The sequence below is a fragment of the Arthrobacter sp. YAF17 genome (assembly GCF_052113365.1).
Lineage (GTDB): Bacteria > Actinomycetota > Actinomycetes > Actinomycetales > Micrococcaceae > Arthrobacter.
Genome location: NZ_JBFRDB010000001.1, coordinates 211,237 through 232,096, shown reverse-complemented (window position 1 = coordinate 232,096; position 20,860 = coordinate 211,237). Strand labels below are relative to the sequence as shown.

The window sequence follows — 20,860 nt, the reverse complement described above, 5'->3', positions numbered from 1 at the left end:
GGCGGGTAGGTGAATCTGCACCCCTTGCGGACCCAGGAACAGGGACGGCGGCGTCGCCGCAGAGGGGCCGAAGGCCAGTAGCTGAACGGAACTATCCCCCCGTGAGTAGGTGCGTGAGCCGCCCTGCCGCACCTGACCGAGAATTCAGCGGCGCGGGCTATTTCTGCATATTTCCGGCCGCTGCCAAATGACAGTTCACCCCGCCTGCGTACGAAAAAAGTTTCCAGCCGCATTCCCTTAGAAATTTGGAACTGCATTGAAAATCCATCATTCCTCGGACATCTCCTCGGGAACGGTGGTCACCGTGGTTTCCGCGCCGTCGCGCAGGACCGACAACTCCAGGGGCATGCCAATCGCCTCAGCAAAAAGCAGTTTTTGAAGACTCTCGGCATTGGAAACTGCCGTTTCGCCGACGCTGAGGAGCACATCGCCGGGCCGGAGTCCGGCCCCCTCGGCGGGAGAACCAGCCAGAACTTCCACCACCAGCAGACCTTCGCGGCGTCCGGTTCTGATCACAGCGCTTGGCTGCAGCCGGACAGGGGTGTTGACAAGGCCTAGGTAGGCCCGCCGGACGCGGCCGTCCTTCAGGAGGGCAGCAATGATCCGCCTGGACGTGGCGTTCACGGGAACCGCCAGTCCCAGCCCTGCCCCGGCCACCGCCGTGTTGATGCCGACGATCCTGCACCGCGCGTCCGCGAGCGCGCCGCCGGAGCTTCCCGGGTTGAGGGCAGCGTCAGTCTGGATGACGTCCTCGATCATGCGGCGGTTACGGCCGGACCATACGGGGATTGAACGGCCCAGTCCGCTGACCACGCCGGCGGTCACGGACCCCGAGAGTCCCAGTGGGTTCCCGACCGCGATGACCAACTGTCCCACCTGGAGCGACTCCGCATCGCCGAGATCCGCAGGGGCGGCGGTCGGCGCCTTCCCGTGCACCACAGCGAGGTCCGAGAGAGGATCAGAGCCGACCACGTCCACGGCTGTGCGTGTCCCGTCGGAGTACACCGCGCTGCCCCGCTGGGCGCCGGCCACCACGTGGGCGTTGGTCAAGAGGTACCCGTCGGACGTGAACAAAACGGCGGATCCGGCGCCGGTGCGGAACCGGCCGTGCCGGCCCGTGCCGTCCACTTCGAGCGCGGCCACATGCGGGGTCACGGCAGCGGCCACACGGATGACCGTCGCGGAGTAGGAATCGAGAGGGTCCCCGGACGCCTCGGGTCCGGGGATCCGGCTGGTCGCTGTGGCCACATTGCACCTCCAGAGCTGGTACTTATCTAAGTCAACCACCGGCCCCTCGGAGGTAGTCCGGGGCCGCCTACGCCCTCAGAGAAATACTCCGGATGTCGCGCCGACCGGGCGGCAGTTCATCCGGCGGGCAATCCGCCGATAGGCTCAGGAGAGACCAGCCTCACAGCCACAGGAGAACGTACGTGCACCCAGCGAACACCGCGCCCGATCCGCTGCCTCCGCCGGGCCTGAGCTGGGGCATCAAGCGCAGTTTCATCGATTACATCGCCAGCCTGCCGGACGGGTCGGTTTCGGCGACCGCCGGGGCCACCGTGTCCGGATCGTCGCTGTTCTCCTTCAGCCCCGATACGTCCGACTACGACGCCGCGCGCGGCACCGGCGTGTTGCGCTTCCGGGGGGACGTCCGGCTGGCCGGGCACCACGGCATGCTCCTGGTCCGGCTGCTGGACCCCTGGATCACTTTCACCTCCGGCAGCGGCGTACTGTCCATCAGTACCGGCGACGGCGGCGGCCAGGACCGTACCGCCGTCGGTTTCCTTAGCCCTGTGAAACCGCGCGACGCCGACGGGTCCCTCGTCTGGGACCACGTCGACGTCGTCATTTCTCCCGAGGGGTCTGAACTCTTCGACGGCCAGTACGCGGCCGGGCAGCCGATGGATCCGCTGTTCATCCGGGTCGCCAGCTAGACCAACAAAGGAGAACCTCCATGGTTGAAATCGCCGATGCCGTCGAATCAGCCCGCCAGCGCGCCCTCCCCGCTACGGGCCCTGGGCCCGGGCCCGGAGACACAAGGACGCGGCTGATTTCCGGGGCCGCCTGGACGCCCACCTCCCCGAACTGGCGCGGCTGTTCCACGATCTCTACGGCACCCGCGCGGACTGGGCGGACCAGTTGACTGCCCTGGTGCAGCAGGCCGCACAATCGTGGGCCGGGCGGCCGGCGGAGCTAAAGTCCCTCGACGACGTCCGCGGGCAAAACAGCGGCTGGTTCCTGACCAACGAGATGCTCGGCGGAGTCTGCTACGTCGACCGGTACGCCGGGAACCTGGACGGTGTCCGCGACCGGATCCCGTACTTCAAAGAACTGGGCCTTACGTACCTTCACCTGATGCCCTTGTTCCTGGCGCCCGAGCCGCACTCCGACGGCGGGTATGCCGTCTCCAGCTACCGCGAAGTCAACCCAAGCCTTGGCACCATGGAGCAGTTGCGCGCCCTTGCCGCCGAGCTACGGGCCAACGGCATCAGCCTGGTGGTGGACTTCATCTTCAACCACACGTCTGACGAACACGAGTGGGCGCGTAAGGCCTCCGCCGGGGATCCCGACTACAGCAACTACTACTGGATCTATCCCGACCGGACCATGCCGGACGCGTTTGAGGAACAGGTGCGCGAGATCTTCCCGGATGACCATCCGGGCTCGTTTGTTCCGATGCCGGACGGGCGCTGGGTCTGGGCGACGTTCCACACCTTCCAATGGGACCTGAACTACTCCAACCCTGAGGTGTTCCGGGCCATGACGGGCGAGATGCTCTTCCTGGCCAACCTTGGCGTGGACATCCTGAGGATGGACGCTGTTGCCTTCATTTGGAAGCAGCTCGGAACGTCCTGCGAGAACCTGCCCGAAGCATACCTGCTGCTGCGTGCCTTCAACGCCGTGTGCCGGATCGCGGCCCCATCGCTTTTGTTCAAGTCCGAGGCGATCGTGCACCCGGACGAGGTGGCGCAATACATCGACCCGGGAGAATGCCAGCTCTCCTATAACCCGCTCCAGATGGCGCTCATCTGGGAAGCCATGGCCACCCGGGATGTCTCCCTGCTGGCCCAGGCGCTGGAACGGCGGCACAACATTCCGGAGGCCACCTCCTGGGTCAACTACGTCCGGAGCCACGACGACATCGGCTGGACCTTCGCGGACGAGGACGCCGCTGAGCTGGGCATCAACGGCTTCGACCACCGGAGGTTCCTGAACTCCTTCTACGTCAACCGCTTCCCGGGCAGCTTTGCCCGGGGCGTTCCGTTCCAGGACAACCCCCGGACAGGCGACTGCCGCATTTCCGGGACGACGGCGTCCCTCTGCGGGCTGGAGGGCGGCACCGGCCAGGCGGTGGACCGCATCCTGCTGGCACACTCGGTCGCGTTCAGCACCGGCGGAATCCCGCTGCTTTACCTTGGCGACGAGGTGGGGCAGGTTAACGACTACGACTTCCCCCTTGAGGACGGCCACGGCACCGACAGCCGCTGGGTCCACAGGCCGCACTTCCCCGCCGCCCGGTATGCCCGGCGCCATGACACCTCCACACCGGAGGGCGCGGTGTTCGCCGGGCTACGGAACATGATCACCGTCCGCTCCCGCGCGCCCGAACTGGCTGGCACCCGCCTGCTGGATTTCGCAACAAAGAACCCAGGCGTCCTCGGCTACCAGCGGCCGGGGGACGGAACCCGGATCCTGGCGCTGGCCAACTTCAGTGACCTGGCCCAGACAGTGGCGGCGGCCACGCTCTCCGGATTCGTAGTCGACGCCCTCGATATCCTGACCGGAGCCCCCGCGAACCTTGAACACGGCATCGCGCTCGAACCCCACGAGTTCGTCTGGCTTAGGGTAACGCCGCTGTCCTGATGCCCCGCATTGGCGGACCGGAACGGGCACCTCTGGGCGTCACAACGCAAAAAAATGACCGGCCGCACACTGGTTGAGGAGAGAGTGCGGCCGGTAGTCTGTTTTGGACTTCGTCTTGGTCCAACTGTGCCTTAAAGCACCTGAGAGGACGCTGAGAAGGCCTCCGCCGGATCCTGCAACCTAAAAGTGTTCTGTGGCGGTTGTCCGGGGACCGCGGGTGCCGCATTCTTGAAACATGGACAAGCTCACGTCCACTACCCCGTCCGGCCGGTACCGCGGCCGGGCCAGCTGGGGATTGCGCAAGCGATCGACGGCGGCCGCGGTCGCCGTCGTGGCCGTTGCCCTGCTGGTCGGCGGCGTCATCTGGATCGCGCTGCTGCAGAGCACCCTTACGGCCGCGATCGACACGTCTTCCCTTCGGAGGGCACAAAACGTGATCGTTGAGCTGGCTGACCATGAACTGGACGATGCGGCCGAATATATCCGGCTGACGGGCTACGCCGGCCAGTACGTCCAAATCATCGACTCTTCCGGGCAGGTGGCTGCCGCCTCCGATCCCAAGGCCGCCCAAGTGCCCCTGACCGGGCTGCGTCCCCCGCCGGGGCAGACCCAGGCACAGGATGTCTCCAGCCTTCCGAACATCGGCAACAACGATGACTTCCATGTGGTCGCAGCCGGTGTAGTGGTCGCTAAAGCGCCCTATACAGTGGTGGTGGCCTCCTCGGTGCAGGTCCAGTCCGACACTGTGGTCACCGTGGCCTGGTTTTTGCTGGCGGCTACGCCTCTCTTGCTGGCCATCGTTGCCGTATCCGTGTGGCTGCTGGTGGGCCGTTCGCTGAAGCAGGTCGAAAGGATCCGGGGCCAGGTTGCCCGGATCAACGCCGACCACCTCGACGGCCGCGTCGACGTTCCGCGCACCGACGACGAACTCGAGGCACTGGCCCTGACCATGAACATGATGCTGGAGAGGCTGCAGGCATCGGACCGCGAACAGCGCCGCTTCGTCTCTGACGCCAGCCACGAGCTGCGCAGCCCGCTGGCCACCTTGAGTGCCGGCGTCGAGATCGCCGCAGCGGATCCGTCCGGCGCGATGTGGACCGAAATGAAGGACGTTCTTGCCGGCGAGACCGACCGCATGCGCTATCTGGTGGAAGACCTGCTCACCCTCGCCAAGGCGAACGACGGGGGGCTGGCGATAGAGGATGCCGAGGTGGACCTGGATGACGTTGTTGACCAGGAAATCCGGAGGCTGCGCGCGGAGAGCCGGCATCAGGTTTCCGCCGACCTCACCCCGGTCCGGATCCGGGGCGACGCCCGGCGCATCGGCCAGGTCCTGCGGAACGTCCTCGACAACGCCGAGCGGCACGCGCTGTCCCGGATCCGCGTCGTCCTGCGCACCACGGACGCCGGCGCCGTCATCACGGTCGACAACGACGGCGTCCCCGTACCCGAGGCGGAGCGCACCCGGATTTTTGAGCGCTTCGTCCGGCTCGACGAGAGCAGGTCCCGTGAAGGCGGTGGAAGCGGCCTGGGCCTGGCGATCGCTGCCGGGATCATGACCGCCCACCAGGGCACCATCCGGGCAGCCGAAGGCCCCGACGGTGAATGCCGTTTCGAAATTACTTTTTCCGTGCTCGAGCGGGAGGCTCCGGAGGCGGGGGCGGAGCTTGCACCGGCTCAGGAAGCTGGTCGGAGCTGAGCTGGTAACCCATCCCCCGCACGGTAGACAGGCTGCGGACACCGAAGGGGGCGTCGATTTTGCGCCGCAGGTAACCGATGTAGACCTCAACGACGTTGTCCCCGCCCTCGAAGGCCGAATCCCAGACGTTGTCGAGGATCTCCGCCTTCGACACAACCTCGTCGTGCCGGCGCATCAGATAGTGGAGCAGTCCGAACTCCCGGGCAGTCAGCGGGATATCCGATGCGCCGCGCCGGACGCGCCGGGTGACCGGGTCGATCGACAGGGTCCCCAGAGTCAGCACCACGGGCCGCTCCGGGGCCCCGCGTCGGATCAGGGCGCGGATCCGGGCCACGAGCACCAGGAAACTGAAGGGTTTGGTCAGGTAGTCGTCGGCACCCAGGTCAAAGGCGTCCGTCTGGTCGTATTCGCCGTCCTTCGCCGTGAGCATCAGCACCGGGGTCCAGATTCCGCGGCGGCGGAGCTCCTTGAGCACGTCGTAACCGTTCATGAGCGGCAACATCAGGTCCAGCAGGATGGCATCGTAGGCGGATTCGCTGGCGGACGACAGGCCGGTGACGCCGTCGTGGGCCACGTCCACCACGAACCCTTCATTCACGAGTCCGCGGCGGACGGTGTCGGCGAGGTGCCGTTCATCCTCCACCATCAAAATCCTCATCGCAGGACTCCTCTCCTCAGACACAGTATGCGCCTCCGGCGCCTCGGTGGGGCGCCGGCAGGAGAGTGCGCCGGGAGGGGCCTAAACGTTCCCGGTGTTCCGCGAAACCTGGGCAGGAGGACCGAACAACCAGCCGGAGACGTCGCTGCGCAGGACAAAGTGTGGTCCCCCGGTGGAACTAACGCTGCCGGTGGGAACGTAGTACCCGCGTCCCGCCCCCGGGCCTCCGGCTGCACGGTCCAGGGCCTCCGTCAGGTGTCTGGGCAGATGCCCCGCGGGGCCGAGGGCCCGCAGGCCGTCCATTTCTTCCGGCGTGAGCCGTCCGAGTACTGCAGCGATATCGGCCATGATGGATCCCTTCCGGCGGACGGTGACTAAGGGTCCAGCTTAGGATCACGCCGTGAACGGCACATTAACTCCGCGCGACGATTATCGAACGGGTGCCGGGGCGGGGCCCGGCCGCTGCTTTTCTCTCCAACCGCGCCGGTGTCATGAGGGTCACTTCCCACAGTCCCCTTACACCCAGCAAATTAACGGGTGGATGCTGTACCGTTCAATCCCGGGAAACCCAGACCAACGGAATCGAGAATCAACCAGGTGGCAACCGACTATGACGAAGTCCGATCCGACGTTGCGGAATCACGCAACGCCTCGCTAGAGGCCCTTCGCTCCGCGAACGCGCCGGACGCCCGCAGCGTCACCCGTGAGCTTGACGAGGCTGACACGTCCGAAGGCGTGGAACTGCCGGGCGCCGACCTGTCCGGCGAGGAACTGACGGTCACCGTCATTCCGCAGAAGGAAGACGAGTTCACGTGCTACTCGTGCTTCCTGGTCCGGCACCGCTCGCAGCTGGCGCGTGAGAAGGCCGGCCACGCGTACTGCGCCGACTGCATGAGCTAGCAGCCGGCCGGCTGAACATTTACAACTCCTCATCGACGGCCCCGGTACCGGCAGGACCGGTGCCGGGGCCGTCGGCGTCGTGGGACGAACCCGGCAGCGCCCGCCACACCGTGAGCGCCGACGACGGCTCGGCCTTCAACGTGGACGTCAAGGGAAACGGCGGTTCAGCTACTTTTACCGCACCAACGCAGCCCGCAGCATAAACCTTCCACGGCATTTACCACCCGCAAATCCACGGCACACTGACGGTGAAATAAGCGTCAGAGTCCTACTGCAGGCTCAGCGCCGGGCGCGTTGCGCCAACGCGCTGTTGAGGACACCGAGCAATGCCGGTGTGACGGCCCGGACACTGGCCGCGTACTGCGTGTGGCTTTCAAGGTACTTCTTGATGTAGGGGCACACGGGGACAATCTTCAGGCCGGCGGCGGCTGTGTCCTCGAGTGCGTGCGCCGCGAGCCGGCCGGCGAACCCTTGGCCGCCGAACGCCTCCTCAATGACCGTGTGGTAGAAAATCCGGTGGGTTCCGCCGTCGTCGATGTAGGCCGCCTGGCCGATGACCGTGTCGCCGTCAAGAACCTCGTAGCGCAGCCGGTCGGGGTTGTTGCGGATCGTGATGGTGGTTAACACATTTCTCGTTTCTTAGTGGGAGGGATCATTCGCGGGGGCGAAGCCGGGCGTTCGGGAGCGCAGGCGCCGGCAGCGGCGCCGGTTCCCCAGGCGGGAACTCACCGAAGCGCGGCCGCGCGTCGTCCGTCCCGGCGGCTGGCACATCCTCGGCGCCGATTTCCGCCTGCCATTGGGTCCGGTAGTCGACGATTTCCTCATGGCTGCGTCCCACGAAGTTCCACCACATGACGATCTTCTCGCCCAAGGGTTCGCCTCCGATCAGGAGTAGGCGCACGGGCTCGACGCCGGCTGCCAGGGCCACTGACGTGCGCCCCGGCGGCAGATAGGCCAGGTGGTCCCGCGCCACCGGGCGGCCATCGACTTCGAGGGTTCCTGTGTCAACCAGCAGTCCGTGCTCAAAGGTCGGATCCGTGACGAGGTCCAGCGTGGCGCCCGCTTCGAGCAGGACCTCGGCGCCGAGCAGCGGCGTGTGGGTGGCGACCGGCGAGGAGGCGCCGGCCAGGGATCCCAGGAAAACGCGCAGGGTCCAGCCCGGCCCCGTCCGCGGCTCGGGGCGGAAGTGCTCAAAGGTCGGCTCCATGTGGCGTGCCCGGTCCGGCAGCGCCACCCATAACTGCGCACCGTGCAGCACGTCGGTCTCCGGCGTGGAAAATTCGGAGTGGCTGATGCCGCGCCCGGCGGTCATCAGGTTCACTTCGCCGGGCCGCACGGCCGCGTGGAAGCCGGCCGAGTCCCGGTGCTCGATCTCCCCGGTGAAGAGCCAGCTGACCGTCTGCAGTCCGGTGTGCGGGTGCCTCGGCACGTGCATGCCACCGGACTCACCGATCCGGTCCGGGCCATAGTGGTCCAGGAAACACCAGGCGCCGATGAGGCTCCGCTGGCGCTGTGGCAGGGTCCTTCTGACGTCCATCGCCCGCGGCCCGCCCAGCGGGACCTGGCGGGGAACCAGGATTTCGACGCCGGAGCCGTCGTCCTCCGTTTCGCAAAGGATCTCCTGAGGGGCCACCTCGGTATTGCTCATGGTACCAGCCTAGCTGTATCGCCCGCGGCCGCGCGTGACCGTTTCCCGCAGCATCCGCACGCACTGCAGGCGTCATGATGGACTCATGAGCATCCCCGAGTCGCCCGTCACGATCGCCGTCGGCGAATCCACCGTATCGGGCGTCTATGCCCGCCCCGAGAAGCCGTCCGCCACGCTGGTGGTCGCCCACGGTGCCGGAGCCGGTATGGAACACCCGTTCCTGGCCGGATTCACCCGCGCCGTCAACGAATTGGGCGTCGCAACGCTCCGCTTCAACTTCCCCTACCGGGAGGCGGGCCGGAAATTCCCCGACAGGCCCCCCGCCGCCATAGCGGCGTGGCGCGCGGCCATGGCGGAGGCCACGGCCCGGTCCGGGGGCGAGCCGCTGTGGGCCGCGGGAAAATCCTTTGGCGGACGCATGGCCTCCATGGCGGTCGTCGAGGGGATGCCCGCGGCAGGACTCATCTACCTCGGCTACCCGCTCCATCCCCCGGGCAAACCGGAGAAGCTCCGCGACGAACACCTCTACGGGCTGACGCTGCCCATGCTCTTCCTGCAGGGCACCCGCGATCCGTTCGCGACGCCCGAGCTGCTGGAGTCCGTGGTGGCCCGGATCGGCCCCACGGCAACGCTGGAGTGGCGCGACGGCGGCGGTCACACTTTCGACGTCGCCGGAACCAAGCGCACCGCGGACGAAGTTGGCGCCTCGCTGGCCGGGTCAGCGGCCGCCTTCATCGCAGCGCACGGTCCCGGCTGAGGCCTCCGCGGAGTCAGTCCCCGCACCGCGTCAGGTCCAGCTGGTCCGGCGCAGCGGCGGTTCGGCCCCGCCGCGCCGCTGCACCAGGATCTGGTTGACACCGGTCATGCCGGATTCGAAGCCCAGGGCGCTGGCGGCCATGTAGAGCCGCCAGACCCGGGCCCGCCCTTCCCCGGCCAGTTCCACGGCTTCGCTCCAGTGTTCCTCGAGGTTCCGCACCCAGGCCCGGAGGGTGAGTGCGTAGTGCCGGCGCAGGGCCTCGACGTCGAGCACTTCCAGCCCGCCGGCCTCGAGCGCACCGACCATCTCCGCGAGGCCGAGCATCTCGCCGTCGGGGAACACATAGCGCGGAATGAACGAGTCCGGATCCGGCGCGGTGGGTCCCGCGTTCCAGGAAATGGCGTGGTTGAGCAGCCGGCCGCCTGGCCGGAGCAGCCCGTACAGCTTGGCAACGTAGGCGGGCATCTGTTCCCGGCCCACATGCTCGGACATGCCGATGGAACTGATCGCATCGAACGGCCCGTCGTCGACGTCGCGGTAGTCCTGGACGCGGATGGACACCCGATCCGTCAGGCCCGCGTCTGCCACCCGCTTTCCCGCCAGGGCCGCCTGTTCACCGGAGAGCGTTACGCCCACGACCTCGACCCCATAGTTGTGGGCCGCGTGCAGGGCGAGGCTCCCCCAGCCGCATCCGACGTCTAGCACCCGCATGCCCGGCTGAAGGCCCAGCTTCCGGCAGACCAGATCGATTTTGGCGTCCTGCGCCGCTTCCAGCCCGGTCTGTTCGTCCTCCCACACAGCACAGGAGTAGACCATGGACGGGCCAAGCACCAGTGCGTAGAAGTCGTTGCCGACGTCGTAGTGGTGGGAGATGGCCGCGGCGTCCCGCTTCCGCGTGTGCCGCCGGCCTGTGCGGACGAGCTTTGCCTCCTCCGGCGGCGGTGCCGGGTTGGGTCCCAGGGCGCCCAGCAGGGCGGCGTTCCTGAGGATTGTGGCGAGTTCACGCGCGGTGGGCCGGCGGAACGGTCCAGGTTCGGCGAACTTTCCGGCGGAACTGAGGGCGGCGAAGCTGGCGAAGACATCGCCCGGAGCATCGATGTCCCCGGCAACGTAGGCGCGGCTGAGGCCCAGCTGGCCAGGCGACCACAACATCCGGCGTAATGCCCGACGCGACCGGAACTCGATCACCGGCGCGTCTGCAGGACCGGCCTCCGTGCCGTCCCAGGCCCTAATCCGCAGCGGGACGCCATCGGTGCCCAGCACGATGGCGAGCACTTCAGCCAGCCGCGGCGCCGCCCCGGTCTGTTTCGTCATGATCATGGCCTCTCTTCCGGTGCGATAGTCCGGTTCCCAATCTATTTCGACGTCCGGCAGGAAAATAGGGGCCGTATGGCCCTGACGTAGCTCCGTTCCCGGTTCCGGGGGTCCGGGGCCTAGGACTCTGGCGCTGCCCCGGACCGGACGCCTATCGTCGTAGCCATGACTGAAACACTTTCGTCTCTCGCGGAGACGTTCAAAAACGTGGGTGTATCCCGGGCCTATGGACCGGCCGTCACAGTGGACGGGGAGGAACTGATTCCGGTGGCCCTGGTGTCCTTTGGGTTTGGCGGAGGTGGAAACTCCGACGCCGGAAGCGCCGCTCTCGGCGACGGCCAGGACACCGCGGCCGGCGGCGGGGGCGGGGGCTTCGTGCTCCCGCTGGGTGTCTACTGCCGCAACCCCGGCGGGCACGTGACGTTCCGGCCCAACACCATCGCGCTGCTGGCAGGACTGGCACCACTGGTTTGCGCCGTCGGGTACACCGTGCGGGGAATCCTCCGCGCCCGGCGGCGGTAGGATTCTCTGACGACGACGTCGAAGGAGGCCAGGTGGAAACGATGCGGGACACTGACGTACCGCAGTGGTGGGCAGGGCTTGGGCTTCCAGGGCTGATCGACATCCACACTCATTTCCTTCCGGAACGGATGCTGCAGCGGGTGTGGGCGCACTTCGATGAGTCCGGTCCGCTGATCGGCCGGCCGTGGCCGATCACCTACCGCTCGGACGAGGCCAGCCGGCTGGCCCAGCTGCGCCGGCTGGGGTTGCGGCATTTCACGGCACTGACCTACGCGCACCGCCCGGGCATGGCGGCGGACCTCACCGACTTCGCCCTCGGTCTGGCTGCCGCAGAACCGGACTGTGTCCCGAGCGCGACGTTCTACCCCGAAGAGGGTGTCCTGGACCAGGTGCGGTCGGCGTTGGACCGCGGCGCGCGGGTGTTCAAGATCCACGCGCAGGTGGGCGGATTCGATCTGCGCGAGCCGATCCTCGACCCGGTGTGGGGGCTGCTGGCCGAAACCGGCGTTCCCGTTGTGGTCCATGTCGGCAGCGGGCCGGTGCCGCGGCCTGGCTTCACCGGCCCGGACAAACTCGAAGGCGTGATGCGCCGCCATCCTCAGCTGACCGCCGTCGTCGCCCACCTGGGGGCACCCGAGTACGCCGAGTTCCTGGACCTGGCGGACCGGTACCCCCGCGTCCACCTGGATACCACGATGGTCTTCACGGACTTCTTCGAGGCCGCCGCGCCCTTCCCCCCTGAGCTTCTGGCACGGCTGGCCGGGATGCCGGAACGGATTGTGCTCGGCAGCGACTTCCCGAACATTCCCTACCCCTACGCCCACCAACTGGAGGCCCTGGAACGCCTGAGGGACAAGGAGCCACGCCTCGACGACGACTGGCTGCGCACGGTCTGCTGGTTCAACGGCCAGCGACTCCTGGACGTTTAGTCCCGGGGAGCTAGTCCTTGTTCTTTGCCCGGCTGGGCTGCACGCGCATCGGTTCGCCCGGCATCTTCGGGAAGTCCGGCGGGAAGGGCATTTCTCCCAGCCCGGCTGCCTGATCCCGCTCCCACCACCCGAGCAGGACGTCGATCGTGCCCGGAGTGGCATGCATGGCGGCCCACGGGTCGCCCGTGTCCCGGAGCCGCTTGGGCACCGAGACGATCGTGAAGTCCTTTGGGGTGACGTGCTCCAGTTCCTCCCAGCCGATCGGGCAGGAGACAGTGGCACCGGGCAGGGCGCGCGGGCTGTAGGCCCCGGCTATGGTGCGGTCGCGGTTCGCCTGGTTGAAGTCGACGAAGATCCTGGCACCCCGTTCCTCCTTCCACCAGGCGGTGGTGACTTTCTCCGGCATCCGCCGCTCGAGTTCGCGGGCGGCGGCGATCACGGCATGCCGCACGTCGAGGAACTCGCGGGTGGGTTCGATCGGCGAGTACACATGCAGCCCCCGGTTGCCGGAGGTCTTGATGAAGGACTCCAGTCCGGCCTCGGACAGCACGGACCGCAGTTCCTGCGCCGCCGGGATCGCGTCCTCGAACCCGGTGCCGGGCTGCGGGTCCAGGTCGATCCGGAGCTGGTCGGGGTTGTCCGGGTTGCCGGCCCGCGACGCCCAGGGATGGAAGACCACAGTGTTCATCTGCACCGCCCAGACCGCCGCGGCGACGTCGTCGATCACAAGCTGGGGATGTGAGCGGCCGCTGGGGTAAACCACCATGACCGAGCGCACAAAGTCCGGGGCGCCCTTGGGCGGGTTTTTCGAGAAGAACTGCTCGCCGTCGACGTCGCCGCCGAACCGCTGGAGCGTCACGGGACGGTCGCCGTTTGCCGCCAGGAAAGCATCCCCGACGTCGACGAGGTACCGGGCAAGGTCCAGCTTGGTGAGCCCGAGCTGCGGCCACAGGACCCTGCCGGGGCTGGAGATCCTCATTTCCCGGTCTCCGCTGGGGCTGCTGACAGTGACAGTCGCTTCTTCCTTGGCCATGGGGACAAGGTACTCCCAGTCCCGAGGCAAACTGAATAGGCAGGCGGGCGGCGTCGCGCCCACCGGCCGCCATGGAGCCTAGGGTTAATCATGGACACCACGCCGCTCTGGGACGGCCCCGTTACGTCCCTCTACACCGACCACTACGAACTGACCATGCTGCAGGCGGCCCTGCATTCCGGGGCTTCCGGGCGGAAAACAGTGTTCGAGGCGTTCGCCCGCGGACTGCCGGAAGGACGGCGGTACGGGATCGTGGCCGGAACCGGCCGGCTGCTGGAAGGCATTGCCTCGTTCCGCTTCGGAGCGCCGGAGCTCGAGTTCCTGGACCGGACCGGCGTCGTAAATGGCGAGACGCTGGCCCGCCTCGCGGACTTCCGGTTCTCCGGCGACGTCTGGGGCTATCCGGAGGGTGAGGCATACTTCCCCTACTCCCCCGTCCTGATCGTGGAATCCACCTTCGCCGAAGCCTGCATCCTGGAGACCTTTGTGCTGTCCGTCCTCAACCACGACAGTGCCATCGCCTCGGCAGCGTCCCGGATGGTCAGCGCGGCCGGCGGCCGGCCGTGCATTGAAATGGGTTCACGCCGGGCCCAGGAGGAGGCTGCCGCGGCGGCCGCCCGGGCCGCCGTCATTGCCGGCTTCGAAGCAACCTCGAACCTGGAAGCCGGCCGGCGTTTCGGACTCCGGACGGTCGGCACGGCGGCGCATTCCTTCACGCTCCTGCACGACACCGAACGCGAGGCGTTCCGGGCGCAGCTGGACTCGCTGGGTCCCGGGACCACGTTGCTGGTGGACACGTACGACGTCGAGGCGGCGGTCCGGACCGCCGTCGGACTCGCCGGGGACAAGCTGGGCGCGGTGCGGCTCGATTCCGGTGACCTGGTGGCACAGGCCCGGCGGGTCCGCGAGCTGCTGGACAGTCTGGGCAATGTCCACACCAAGATCGTCGTCACGTCCGATCTCGACGAATACTCCGTCGCTGCCCTCCGGGCCGCCCCGGCCGACGCATACGGAATCGGCACGGCGCTGGTCACGGGCTCCGGCGCCCCCACTGCAGGCATGGTCTACAAACTGGTCAGCCGCACCAACGACGCCGGCGAGTTCATTGCGGTGGCCAAGAGCTCCAAGGACAAGATCAACATCGGCGGCCGGAAGTATGCGGGGCGCAGGCTCGACGGATCGGGCACAGCCACGCATGAAGTCCTGGGCGTTGGCCACCCGCCGGCGGAGGAACCCAACGGCAGGCCGCTGCTGCGGCAGTTCATCCGGGACGGAGAACTCCTGCCGGGCTGGACCGGGCCGGCGGCCGTGGCGAGGGCCAGTCGCCGGCACGCTGAGACCATGGCCGAGCTGCCCTCCGTTGTGAACCGGCTGCAGCGGGGCGGCCCCGCCATCCCGACCGTCTATGCGTGAGGCAGCCGCCGCGCCCGCCGAAACCCCGCCGGCAGGACTGCAGGGCCCGGGGTGTCATTGCGGCGTTCCAGTTCGTCGGTGACGAGCTGCAACAGCCTTCCAGCCGACTCCGACAAGTCCCTGCCTTTGTCCGGTGAGGCCAGCTCGACGCACTGCAGCAGCGCCGAGCGGAGCCGCACCAGCTGCGAGGAGGGCACCAGGGGCCACCGGCGGAAGGAATCGAAAATCAGCTCCGCCCCGTGGCCATGTGCGAGGGAACCGTACCCGACAGCCACCTCGGGCCTCATGCGGCACGCACCCGGCCGGCCTTGCCGGCTCCGAGCAGATGGCTCCCCTGCCAGCCCGAAGCGCGAATTATGGCCACGGCTTCAGGGTCAGCGGCGGTCAGCTTCCGCAGATCCACCACTGTGTCGAGGCCGTACCCGAAGGAGCCGGCCCGGCGGGCGACGGCGATCAGGCTTGTGACGTTGCGAACGGTGAGTTTGCCTTGCGGTGACACGAGTGCAGATTCGGAACTGAGATCGACAGCGACGGTGATGTCGAGTTTGCTGGTCATAATAAATATCCCCTGTGAAGCATGAACGGCCGACTTCCTGACCGCCTCTAGGATACCCAAAACGCCGTGAGCCACGTCACAATCACGTAACAGCGGCCCATGCCTCAGCCCCTGCTCTTGGTACGGGCGGTCGCCGGCGCCGTCCAGGGATCCTCCGGCCAAGGATGCCGCGGATACCGGCCCCGCATCTCGGCGCGGACCTGGGAGTAGGGTCCGGACCAGAATGAAGCCAGGTCATCCGTCACGGCCAGGGGCCGCCTGGCGGGCGAGAGCAGGTGGAACAGCACCGGCACCCGGCCGCCCACCAGCCGCGGCGTCCGGTCCCAGCCGAAGCATTCCTGCAGCTTGACGGCCACTACCGGGCGCCCGCCGTCGTCGCCCACCCCGGGGTAGTCGATTTTCACCCAGGAGCCGCTCGGCACTTCAAGCCGTTCCGGCACCAGGTCCCCGAGCCGGGCGGCGTCGGGCCACGGCAGGAGGCGCCGCAGAGGCTCGCCCAGGTCGATGCCGCTCGTGGCAGCGCCGCCGGCCAGCGCCTGAAGTTCAGGCTCCAGCCACTCGTCGAGCCGGGCCAGCAGCGCCGGCTCGGACACATCCGGCCATGGGTCCCCGAGCTCCCGGCGCACCAGCGCAAGACGGCGGCGCAAGGCGTCCGCCGCCGTCGACCATCCAATGCTCTCCAGCCCCTCCTTCGCCAGGGCCCGGGCTACCGCCGCACGGCCCTCCGCGGATGAGGGGCGCACCGGAGTGGAGGAAAGTACGATCGCGCCCAGCCGGCGTTCGTTCCGGGCAGTGACCCGGCCCTGGCTGAATTGGGCTTCCATGGTGTCGCCCAGGAGATGCCGCGCGGCGGCCTCGGCCGTGTCCGCCGTCAGCGGCGCGGCGGAACGAATGACGGCGCCGGTACCGGCCGCATCGCGCCCCTGGGCCCGGGTGACTTCGGCGACGGCAAGCCATTCGTACCCGGACAACGAACTTCCGGCAGGCAGCCCGGCCCGCGTCCCGGAGGTGAGCAGGTACCGTTCCGGCCCGTCGCCGGGGACCCTGCGCGCGACGCGGTCCGGGAAAGCGAGGGCGACGACGTAACCGACCGCTTCCGCGGCGCTCACGGCAGTCGCGGGAGGGGGCGCGACGCCGGACCGCTCCTGGCGCGAGATCGCCTCCATCCGCCGGACGTCCTCCGTCCAGCGCCGGGACGCCGGAACCTTGCCCGTGCGCAGGGCGGCCAGGAGGCGCGGAAGGTCGGCGCCGGGGGCTCGCTGGTCCCCGGCGACCAGGGCGACGGCTTCCGCGGCAGCGCGGTTCCCCACGGCGGCGGCTCCGTCCAGAAGTGCCCGGGCCAGCCGGGGATCGGCGGGAACCCCGGCCAGCGCCTTGCCGAGATGCGTGGCGGTACCGTCCRCACCTACCGCGCCGAGTTCCCGCAGCACTTCCACGGCCTCGTCCATCGCGGCCCGCGGCGGGGCGTCAGGCAGCGACAGCCCCCGGCCGCCGGGCGACCCCCAGCAGGCCAGGACCAGGGCGGCGCCGGTGAGGTCCGCGACGACGATCTCCGGGGTCTGGTGGGCCGGTGCGGCACCGTAGGTCTTCTGGTCGTAGCAGCGGACCACCCGGCCTGGCCCCTGGCGGGCAGCCCGCCCGGCGCGCTGCTCTGCGGACGCCCGGGAGCAGGACACGTTCACTAACCCTGACATTCCGCGGCTCGCGTCCCGCCGGGGCTCGCGGGACAGTCCGGAGTCGATGACCAGCCGTACTCCCGGGACGGTCAGGGAGGATTCGGCCAGCGACGTCGCCACGATGATCCGCGGGTTCCCGCCGGGCTCCCGCCCGGAGACGGCGCGGTCCTGCTCTGCGGGGCCAACCTGCCCGTGCAGCTCCAGGATCTCAGCGCGCGACCGGCCGCGGAGGCGGCCAGCGACATAGGACACTTCCCACGCCCCCGGGACGAACACCAGGGCATCCACGTCCCGGCCGGTCGCCAGCGCTTCGGCGTGCGAAGCAGCGGCCGTGTCCGCCACGTGGTCGAGGAAGGCACGCGTCACTCCGCGTTCATCCAGCCGGGGCACTGCCGCGGGCAGCCATTCGACCTCAAGCGGGTACAGCGCGGACGGACAGTCGACGACGGGCGCCGGCCCGCCGCCGTCGTCTCCCGCTGCGTCGCCGGGTTCCCCGGCGTCGCCAATCAGGGCGGCGAAGCGCGGCGCGTCCAGCGTGGCAGACATGGCGACGAGGGTGAGATCGCCGCGCAGCTGGCGGACCTCGGTGAGCATGCCTAGCAGCAGGTCGGTCTCGAGGCCGCGTTCGTGCACCTCGTCGAGGATGACGGCGGTGGCTGTTTCCAGCCCCGGATCCGCGAGCAGGCGGTTCAGCAGGATGCCGGGGGTGACAAATTCGATCAGGGTGCCCGGCCCGGCCTGGCGTTCGCCGCGGACCGTGTACCCCACGCGGTCCCCCAGCCGGCTGCCGTCCAGCGCCGCGAGACGCCGGGCGGCCGACCGCGCGGCAACCCGTCGCGGCTGGGTGACAATGATGCGCGGTGCGCCCGTCCGCCCCGGCTGCGGGGCCGCGCCCAGGGCGAGGTTGGCGAGCACCGGCGGAACGAGAGTTGTCTTGCCCGTGCCCGGCGGCGCCTGGACCACGGCGGTTGCGGATGGTGCGCCGGCCCGGAGCGCGTCGGCCAGCTCGCCGAGCGAGTGCGCGAACGCCAGGCCGGCCCCGATGACCGCCAGATCGAAGGGCGCTGGAGCAGGGGGCAACGGAACGGCCGGAGAAGTCACGCTTCCATTGTCCCTACAAAGCCGGGGCCTCGGACCCTTCCGCGGCTGATGCGGGACTTTCGGCTCATGCGGCCCCAGCTCCAGGGGGCCTACGCTTGGCCATGACCGACTCCGAGATGCTCGAAGTGGAGCGAAAATACGACGTCGGCGAGGACGACAAGCTGCCGGTCCTGGAGTCGTTGCCGGGGGTGGACCGGGTGGGCTCGCCCGAGGAAGAGGCGCTCGACGCCTTCTACTTCGATACCGCCGGCCTGGCCCTGGCTACCCGCGGGATCACGTTGCGCCGGCGGACAGGTGGCCACGACGCCGGATGGCACCTGAAACTCCCCGTGGCGGTTGGGGAACGCCAGGAGTTCACGGGGCGGTTGGGCAAAGACCCGGACTCCGTGCCCCGGAGGCTGCGGCAACTAGTCCAGGTCCATACGAGGGATCAGGACGTGATTCCGGTTGCGCGGCTGAAGACCCGGCGGACCACCCAGCGACTCTTTGCGTCCGATGGAACGGCTCTGGCCGACTTCTGCGACGACCGGGTGGATTCCCAGACCCTGCTGGAGCCGGAGGCACGCACCGCCTGGCGGGAATGGGAAATAGAACTCATCGACGGCCCCAGGAAGTTGCTCAAAGGCGCCGATACACTGCTCGCTGAAACTGGACACCATCCGTCGGCACTGCCGTCCAAACTCGCCCGAGGCTTGGGCGGACAGTATCCTCCGGGCGACAAAGCGGCACCCGGGCCGGAGCCGGAGGGGCCGGCGTCGGCGGTGCTGCTTTCCTACCTGAACCAGCAGGTCGCAGCGCTGAAGAGGCATGACCCCGGGGTCCGGGAGGCTGCGCCGGACTCCGTCCATCAGCTCCGGGTGTCAGCGCGGAGGATCCGGTCCGCACTGGCCACCTTCCGGAAACTTGCCGACCCCGAGGTCACTCGGTCGCTGCGCTCGGAACTTCGATGGCTGGCCGGCGCCGTGGGTGAAGCCCGGGACAACGAGGTGATGCGGGCCCGGCTGCTGGACCTGATCGGCGCCGAACCGCCGGACCTGTTGATGGGTCCGGTAGTGCAGCAGATCGAGGAGCACTTCGAGGCCGCAGCCCACGGCGCCCGCGCAAAGGGCCTTGCTGCACTCAGGAGTGCCCGCTACTTCCGCCTTCTCGATGCGCTGGATGCCTTCCTCAGGGAACCGCCCCTGACCGACATTGCCGGGAAGGACGCGCTGCAGACGGTGGGCCGGCTCCTGGCGAAGGAGCGCAAAAGCCTGAAACGGGAAGTACATACCCTCGACGCCGCTTTCGCGAGTCCGGCCACGGATGCCGCACTCCATGAGGTCCGAAAGAGCGCCAAGCGGCTGCGTTATGCGGCCGAAGCCGCGGTCCCGATTTTCGGGAAGCGGGCAACCACGCTCGCACGGTCCGCGGAAGAGATCCAGGAGAGCCTGGGCGATCACCATGACAGCGTGGTCACCCGGGACCGGCTGCGCGAGCTGGCGGCCAATCATCGCGGAAAGGCTGCTTTCACCTACGGCCGGCTGCATGCCCTGGAGCAAGTRGCCGGCGAGGAATCCCGCGAGCAATTCTTCCGGACATGGAGTACGTCACCGCCCGAGCCGTTCCACTGGAAATAGGCGGCCGCCGGGCGCCCGGATTTCGTCCACGACGCCGGACGGCGGCGCGCCCGCCTCGGCCTGGCCGTCACGGGTCCAGGGCGGGAATGACCAGGACTGGCCTGGACTGCAGGCTGGCCAGCTCCGCGCTGACCGATCCCTCCAGCATCCGCTCCATGGCAGCGAGCCGGCCAGGGCGGTCTCCGCCGACGATCAGCACTGACGCGTCGGTGCTCTCCGCCAGCCGGCCCAGCGCCGGGGCAACCGCGCCGTTCAGCACCCTGAACGACCAGTCCTCCCCCGGCGGTCCCAGGATGGCTTGGAGTCCTTCGCGGACACGGCCGGAGGGGAAGTCCGTTTCGCTGCTGACGGCCGGATCGAGGGAGGAACTTGTCCTGGAGTCCGCGGGTTCCCATTCAGTGAGATAGCTGGCAGGGTCCACGAACGCACAAATCAGGTGTGCGCCCAGCCGGGCAGCCAAACTGGTGCCCGCGCGGATCACGTGTCCGGACGGTTCCCACGCAACGCCCAGCACCACCGGGCCGGCCGGCCACTCGCCGCCGGCCACGGGCCGGCGATTGTAGCGGGAGGAACCCATCAGAGGAGGCCTGCGCCCCTGGTTGCCAGCACGTCCATGGGGTCAGGATAGCCAGCGACCGGAGTCGGCCGCATCAGGTTCCCCGAAATTCGCGGGTGGTACTGCTATTTTTGCGGCAACGGCTGCGCCGCAGCAGCCCCGGCAGTTCCATGGAAGATGAGTTCCTGATGGCCTTAGACCAACTTTCCGCACTACTGGCATGCGTCATCCTGGCCGGCTTGGCGATTTTCCAGGCCGCCCTCGCGGCAGGGGCACCGCTGGGGAGGTTGGCCTGGGGCGGAGGACACACAGTCCTTCCGAAGAAGCTGAGGGTTGCCAGCGCTGTGTCCATCGCCCTGTACGCTCTTTTCGCCTACACAGCACTGGCCAAGGCCGTGTTGGCGCCACCGCTCATCAACGGCACCGTCACCGGCGTCGCCGCGTGGGTCCTCACGGCATACTTCGGACTCGGCATCGTCATGAACGGGATCTCCCGCAGCAAACCGGAGCGACTCGTTATGACGCCTACTGTCCTGGTACTTACGGCCCTTTATCTCATCCTCTCGCTCAATTGACGGCGCTTTCCCTCCGGCCAAGCTGCCCGGTGGTGGTAGTTTT

At 68.2% G+C, this 20,860-nt stretch carries 22 protein-coding genes; 10 read left to right on the top strand and 12 right to left on the bottom strand.

The genetic code is table 11. The features are described 5' to 3' along the window. Positions 1-267 precede the first annotated feature (267 nt). Entirely contained in the window at positions 268-1,248 is a 981-nt protein-coding gene (locus tag AB4Y67_RS01145) for a S1C family serine protease (RefSeq protein ID WP_441403983.1), read from the bottom strand. Positions 1,249-1,430: 182 nt separating this feature from the next. Here AB4Y67_RS01145 and AB4Y67_RS01140 point away from each other — a divergent pair, with 182 nt between their 5' ends. The 3 genes from AB4Y67_RS01140 (at position 1,431) to AB4Y67_RS01130 (ending at position 5,563) form a co-directional block, all read left to right on the top strand. Beyond that, positions 1,431-1,934 carry an HtaA domain-containing protein gene (locus AB4Y67_RS01140; RefSeq protein WP_441403982.1) on the top strand — a complete coding sequence of 168 codons (504 nt, stop codon included), beginning with the start codon at positions 1,431-1,433 and terminating at the stop codon, positions 1,932-1,934. Positions 1,935-2,064: 130 nt separating this feature from the next. Beyond that, positions 2,065-3,864, top strand: coding sequence for an amylosucrase (locus tag AB4Y67_RS01135; protein ID WP_441404313.1), 1,800 nt, complete (start codon positions 2,065-2,067; stop codon positions 3,862-3,864). Positions 3,865-4,099: 235 nt separating this feature from the next. Further along, positions 4,100-5,563: an ATP-binding protein gene (locus AB4Y67_RS01130; RefSeq protein ID WP_441403981.1), complete on the top strand. Its 1,464-nt coding sequence runs from the start codon at positions 4,100-4,102 to the stop codon at positions 5,561-5,563. Here the strand turns inward: AB4Y67_RS01130 and AB4Y67_RS01125 are convergent. Both AB4Y67_RS01125 and AB4Y67_RS01120 read right to left on the bottom strand, forming a co-directional pair. Further along, a complete protein-coding gene (locus AB4Y67_RS01125) occupies positions 5,484-6,221 on the bottom strand; it encodes a response regulator transcription factor (RefSeq protein WP_441403980.1) in 738 nt (245 codons plus the stop codon). The genes AB4Y67_RS01130 and AB4Y67_RS01125 overlap by 80 nt on opposite strands. A gap of 81 nt (positions 6,222-6,302) precedes the next feature. Then, the gene (locus AB4Y67_RS01120) at positions 6,303-6,569 is read right to left on the bottom strand and encodes a hypothetical protein (RefSeq protein ID WP_441403979.1); all 267 of its coding nucleotides are present in this window, start codon (positions 6,567-6,569) and stop codon (positions 6,303-6,305) included. A 249-nt stretch (positions 6,570-6,818) separates the two neighbouring features. Between AB4Y67_RS01120 and AB4Y67_RS01115 the strand changes: the two genes are divergently transcribed. Then, entirely contained in the window at positions 6,819-7,121 is a 303-nt protein-coding gene (locus AB4Y67_RS01115) for a DUF4193 domain-containing protein (RefSeq protein WP_346926970.1), read from the top strand. 19 nt (positions 7,122-7,140) lie between these two features. Here AB4Y67_RS01115 and AB4Y67_RS01110 read toward each other — a convergent pair whose 3' ends face one another. The 3 genes from AB4Y67_RS01110 to AB4Y67_RS01100 form a co-directional block, all read right to left on the bottom strand. Further along, the gene (locus AB4Y67_RS01110) at positions 7,141-7,272 is read right to left on the bottom strand and encodes a hypothetical protein (protein WP_441403978.1); all 132 of its coding nucleotides are present in this window, start codon (positions 7,270-7,272) and stop codon (positions 7,141-7,143) included. 128 nt (positions 7,273-7,400) lie between these two features. Beyond that, positions 7,401-7,748, bottom strand: a complete 348-nt coding sequence (locus AB4Y67_RS01105) for a GNAT family N-acetyltransferase (protein ID WP_441403977.1) — start codon at positions 7,746-7,748, stop codon at positions 7,401-7,403. 25 nt (positions 7,749-7,773) lie between these two features. Further along, positions 7,774-8,769 carry a pirin family protein gene (locus tag AB4Y67_RS01100; protein ID WP_441403976.1) on the bottom strand — a complete coding sequence of 332 codons (996 nt, stop codon included), beginning with the start codon at positions 8,767-8,769 and terminating at the stop codon, positions 7,774-7,776. 85 nt (positions 8,770-8,854) lie between these two features. On the opposite strand from AB4Y67_RS01100, the gene AB4Y67_RS01095 reads away from it, so the two are divergent. Next, a complete protein-coding gene (locus AB4Y67_RS01095) occupies positions 8,855-9,526 on the top strand; it encodes an alpha/beta hydrolase family protein (protein ID WP_441403975.1) in 672 nt (223 codons plus the stop codon). A gap of 30 nt (positions 9,527-9,556) precedes the next feature. Here AB4Y67_RS01095 and AB4Y67_RS01090 read toward each other — a convergent pair whose 3' ends face one another. Next, positions 9,557-10,840 carry a class I SAM-dependent methyltransferase gene (locus AB4Y67_RS01090; RefSeq protein WP_441403974.1) on the bottom strand — a complete coding sequence of 428 codons (1,284 nt, stop codon included), beginning with the start codon at positions 10,838-10,840 and terminating at the stop codon, positions 9,557-9,559. Positions 10,841-11,005: 165 nt separating this feature from the next. Here AB4Y67_RS01090 and AB4Y67_RS01085 point away from each other — a divergent pair, with 165 nt between their 5' ends. Together AB4Y67_RS01085 and AB4Y67_RS01080 are read left to right on the top strand one after the other, a co-directional pair. Next, positions 11,006-11,362, top strand: a complete 357-nt coding sequence (locus AB4Y67_RS01085) for a hypothetical protein (protein ID WP_441403973.1) — start codon at positions 11,006-11,008, stop codon at positions 11,360-11,362. A gap of 41 nt (positions 11,363-11,403) precedes the next feature. Next, positions 11,404-12,291 (top strand): amidohydrolase family protein, encoded by an 888-nt coding sequence (locus AB4Y67_RS01080; RefSeq protein WP_441404312.1) that lies wholly within the window; start codon positions 11,404-11,406, stop codon positions 12,289-12,291. Positions 12,292-12,301: 10 nt separating this feature from the next. Here AB4Y67_RS01080 and ligD read toward each other — a convergent pair whose 3' ends face one another. Next, a complete protein-coding gene (ligD, locus tag AB4Y67_RS01075; protein ID WP_441403972.1) occupies positions 12,302-13,324 on the bottom strand; it encodes a non-homologous end-joining DNA ligase in 1,023 nt (340 codons plus the stop codon). A gap of 90 nt (positions 13,325-13,414) precedes the next feature. Here ligD and AB4Y67_RS01070 point away from each other — a divergent pair, with 90 nt between their 5' ends. Then, the gene (locus tag AB4Y67_RS01070) at positions 13,415-14,737 is read left to right on the top strand and encodes a nicotinate phosphoribosyltransferase (protein ID WP_441403971.1); all 1,323 of its coding nucleotides are present in this window, start codon (positions 13,415-13,417) and stop codon (positions 14,735-14,737) included. On the opposite strand, the gene AB4Y67_RS01065 is transcribed toward AB4Y67_RS01070, so the two are convergent. The 3 genes from AB4Y67_RS01065 to hrpB all read right to left on the bottom strand — a co-directional run bounded on the left by AB4Y67_RS01065 (position 14,728) and on the right by hrpB (position 18,070). Then, positions 14,728-15,024, bottom strand: a complete 297-nt coding sequence (locus AB4Y67_RS01065; protein ID WP_441403970.1) for a hypothetical protein — start codon at positions 15,022-15,024, stop codon at positions 14,728-14,730. The genes AB4Y67_RS01070 and AB4Y67_RS01065 overlap by 10 nt on opposite strands. Continuing rightward, a complete protein-coding gene (locus AB4Y67_RS01060) occupies positions 15,021-15,293 on the bottom strand; it encodes a hypothetical protein (RefSeq protein WP_441403969.1) in 273 nt (90 codons plus the stop codon). The genes AB4Y67_RS01065 and AB4Y67_RS01060 overlap by 4 nt, the downstream gene beginning before the upstream one ends. A 104-nt stretch (positions 15,294-15,397) precedes the next feature. Continuing rightward, positions 15,398-18,070 carry an ATP-dependent helicase HrpB gene (gene hrpB / locus AB4Y67_RS01055; protein WP_441403968.1) on the bottom strand — a complete coding sequence of 891 codons (2,673 nt, stop codon included), beginning with the start codon at positions 18,068-18,070 and terminating at the stop codon, positions 15,398-15,400. Between the two features lie 101 nt (positions 18,071-18,171). Here hrpB and AB4Y67_RS01050 point away from each other — a divergent pair, with 101 nt between their 5' ends. Continuing rightward, positions 18,172-19,686 (top strand): CYTH and CHAD domain-containing protein, encoded by a 1,515-nt coding sequence (locus tag AB4Y67_RS01050; RefSeq protein WP_441403967.1) that lies wholly within the window; start codon positions 18,172-18,174, stop codon positions 19,684-19,686. A 67-nt stretch (positions 19,687-19,753) separates the two neighbouring features. Here AB4Y67_RS01050 and AB4Y67_RS01045 read toward each other — a convergent pair whose 3' ends face one another. Beyond that, positions 19,754-20,233, bottom strand: a complete 480-nt coding sequence (locus AB4Y67_RS01045) for a universal stress protein (RefSeq protein ID WP_441403966.1) — start codon at positions 20,231-20,233, stop codon at positions 19,754-19,756. A gap of 197 nt (positions 20,234-20,430) precedes the next feature. Between AB4Y67_RS01045 and AB4Y67_RS01040 the strand changes: the two genes are divergently transcribed. Continuing rightward, positions 20,431-20,817, top strand: coding sequence for a hypothetical protein (locus AB4Y67_RS01040; protein ID WP_441403965.1), 387 nt, complete (start codon positions 20,431-20,433; stop codon positions 20,815-20,817). The last annotated feature ends 43 nt before the right edge of the window (positions 20,818-20,860 follow it).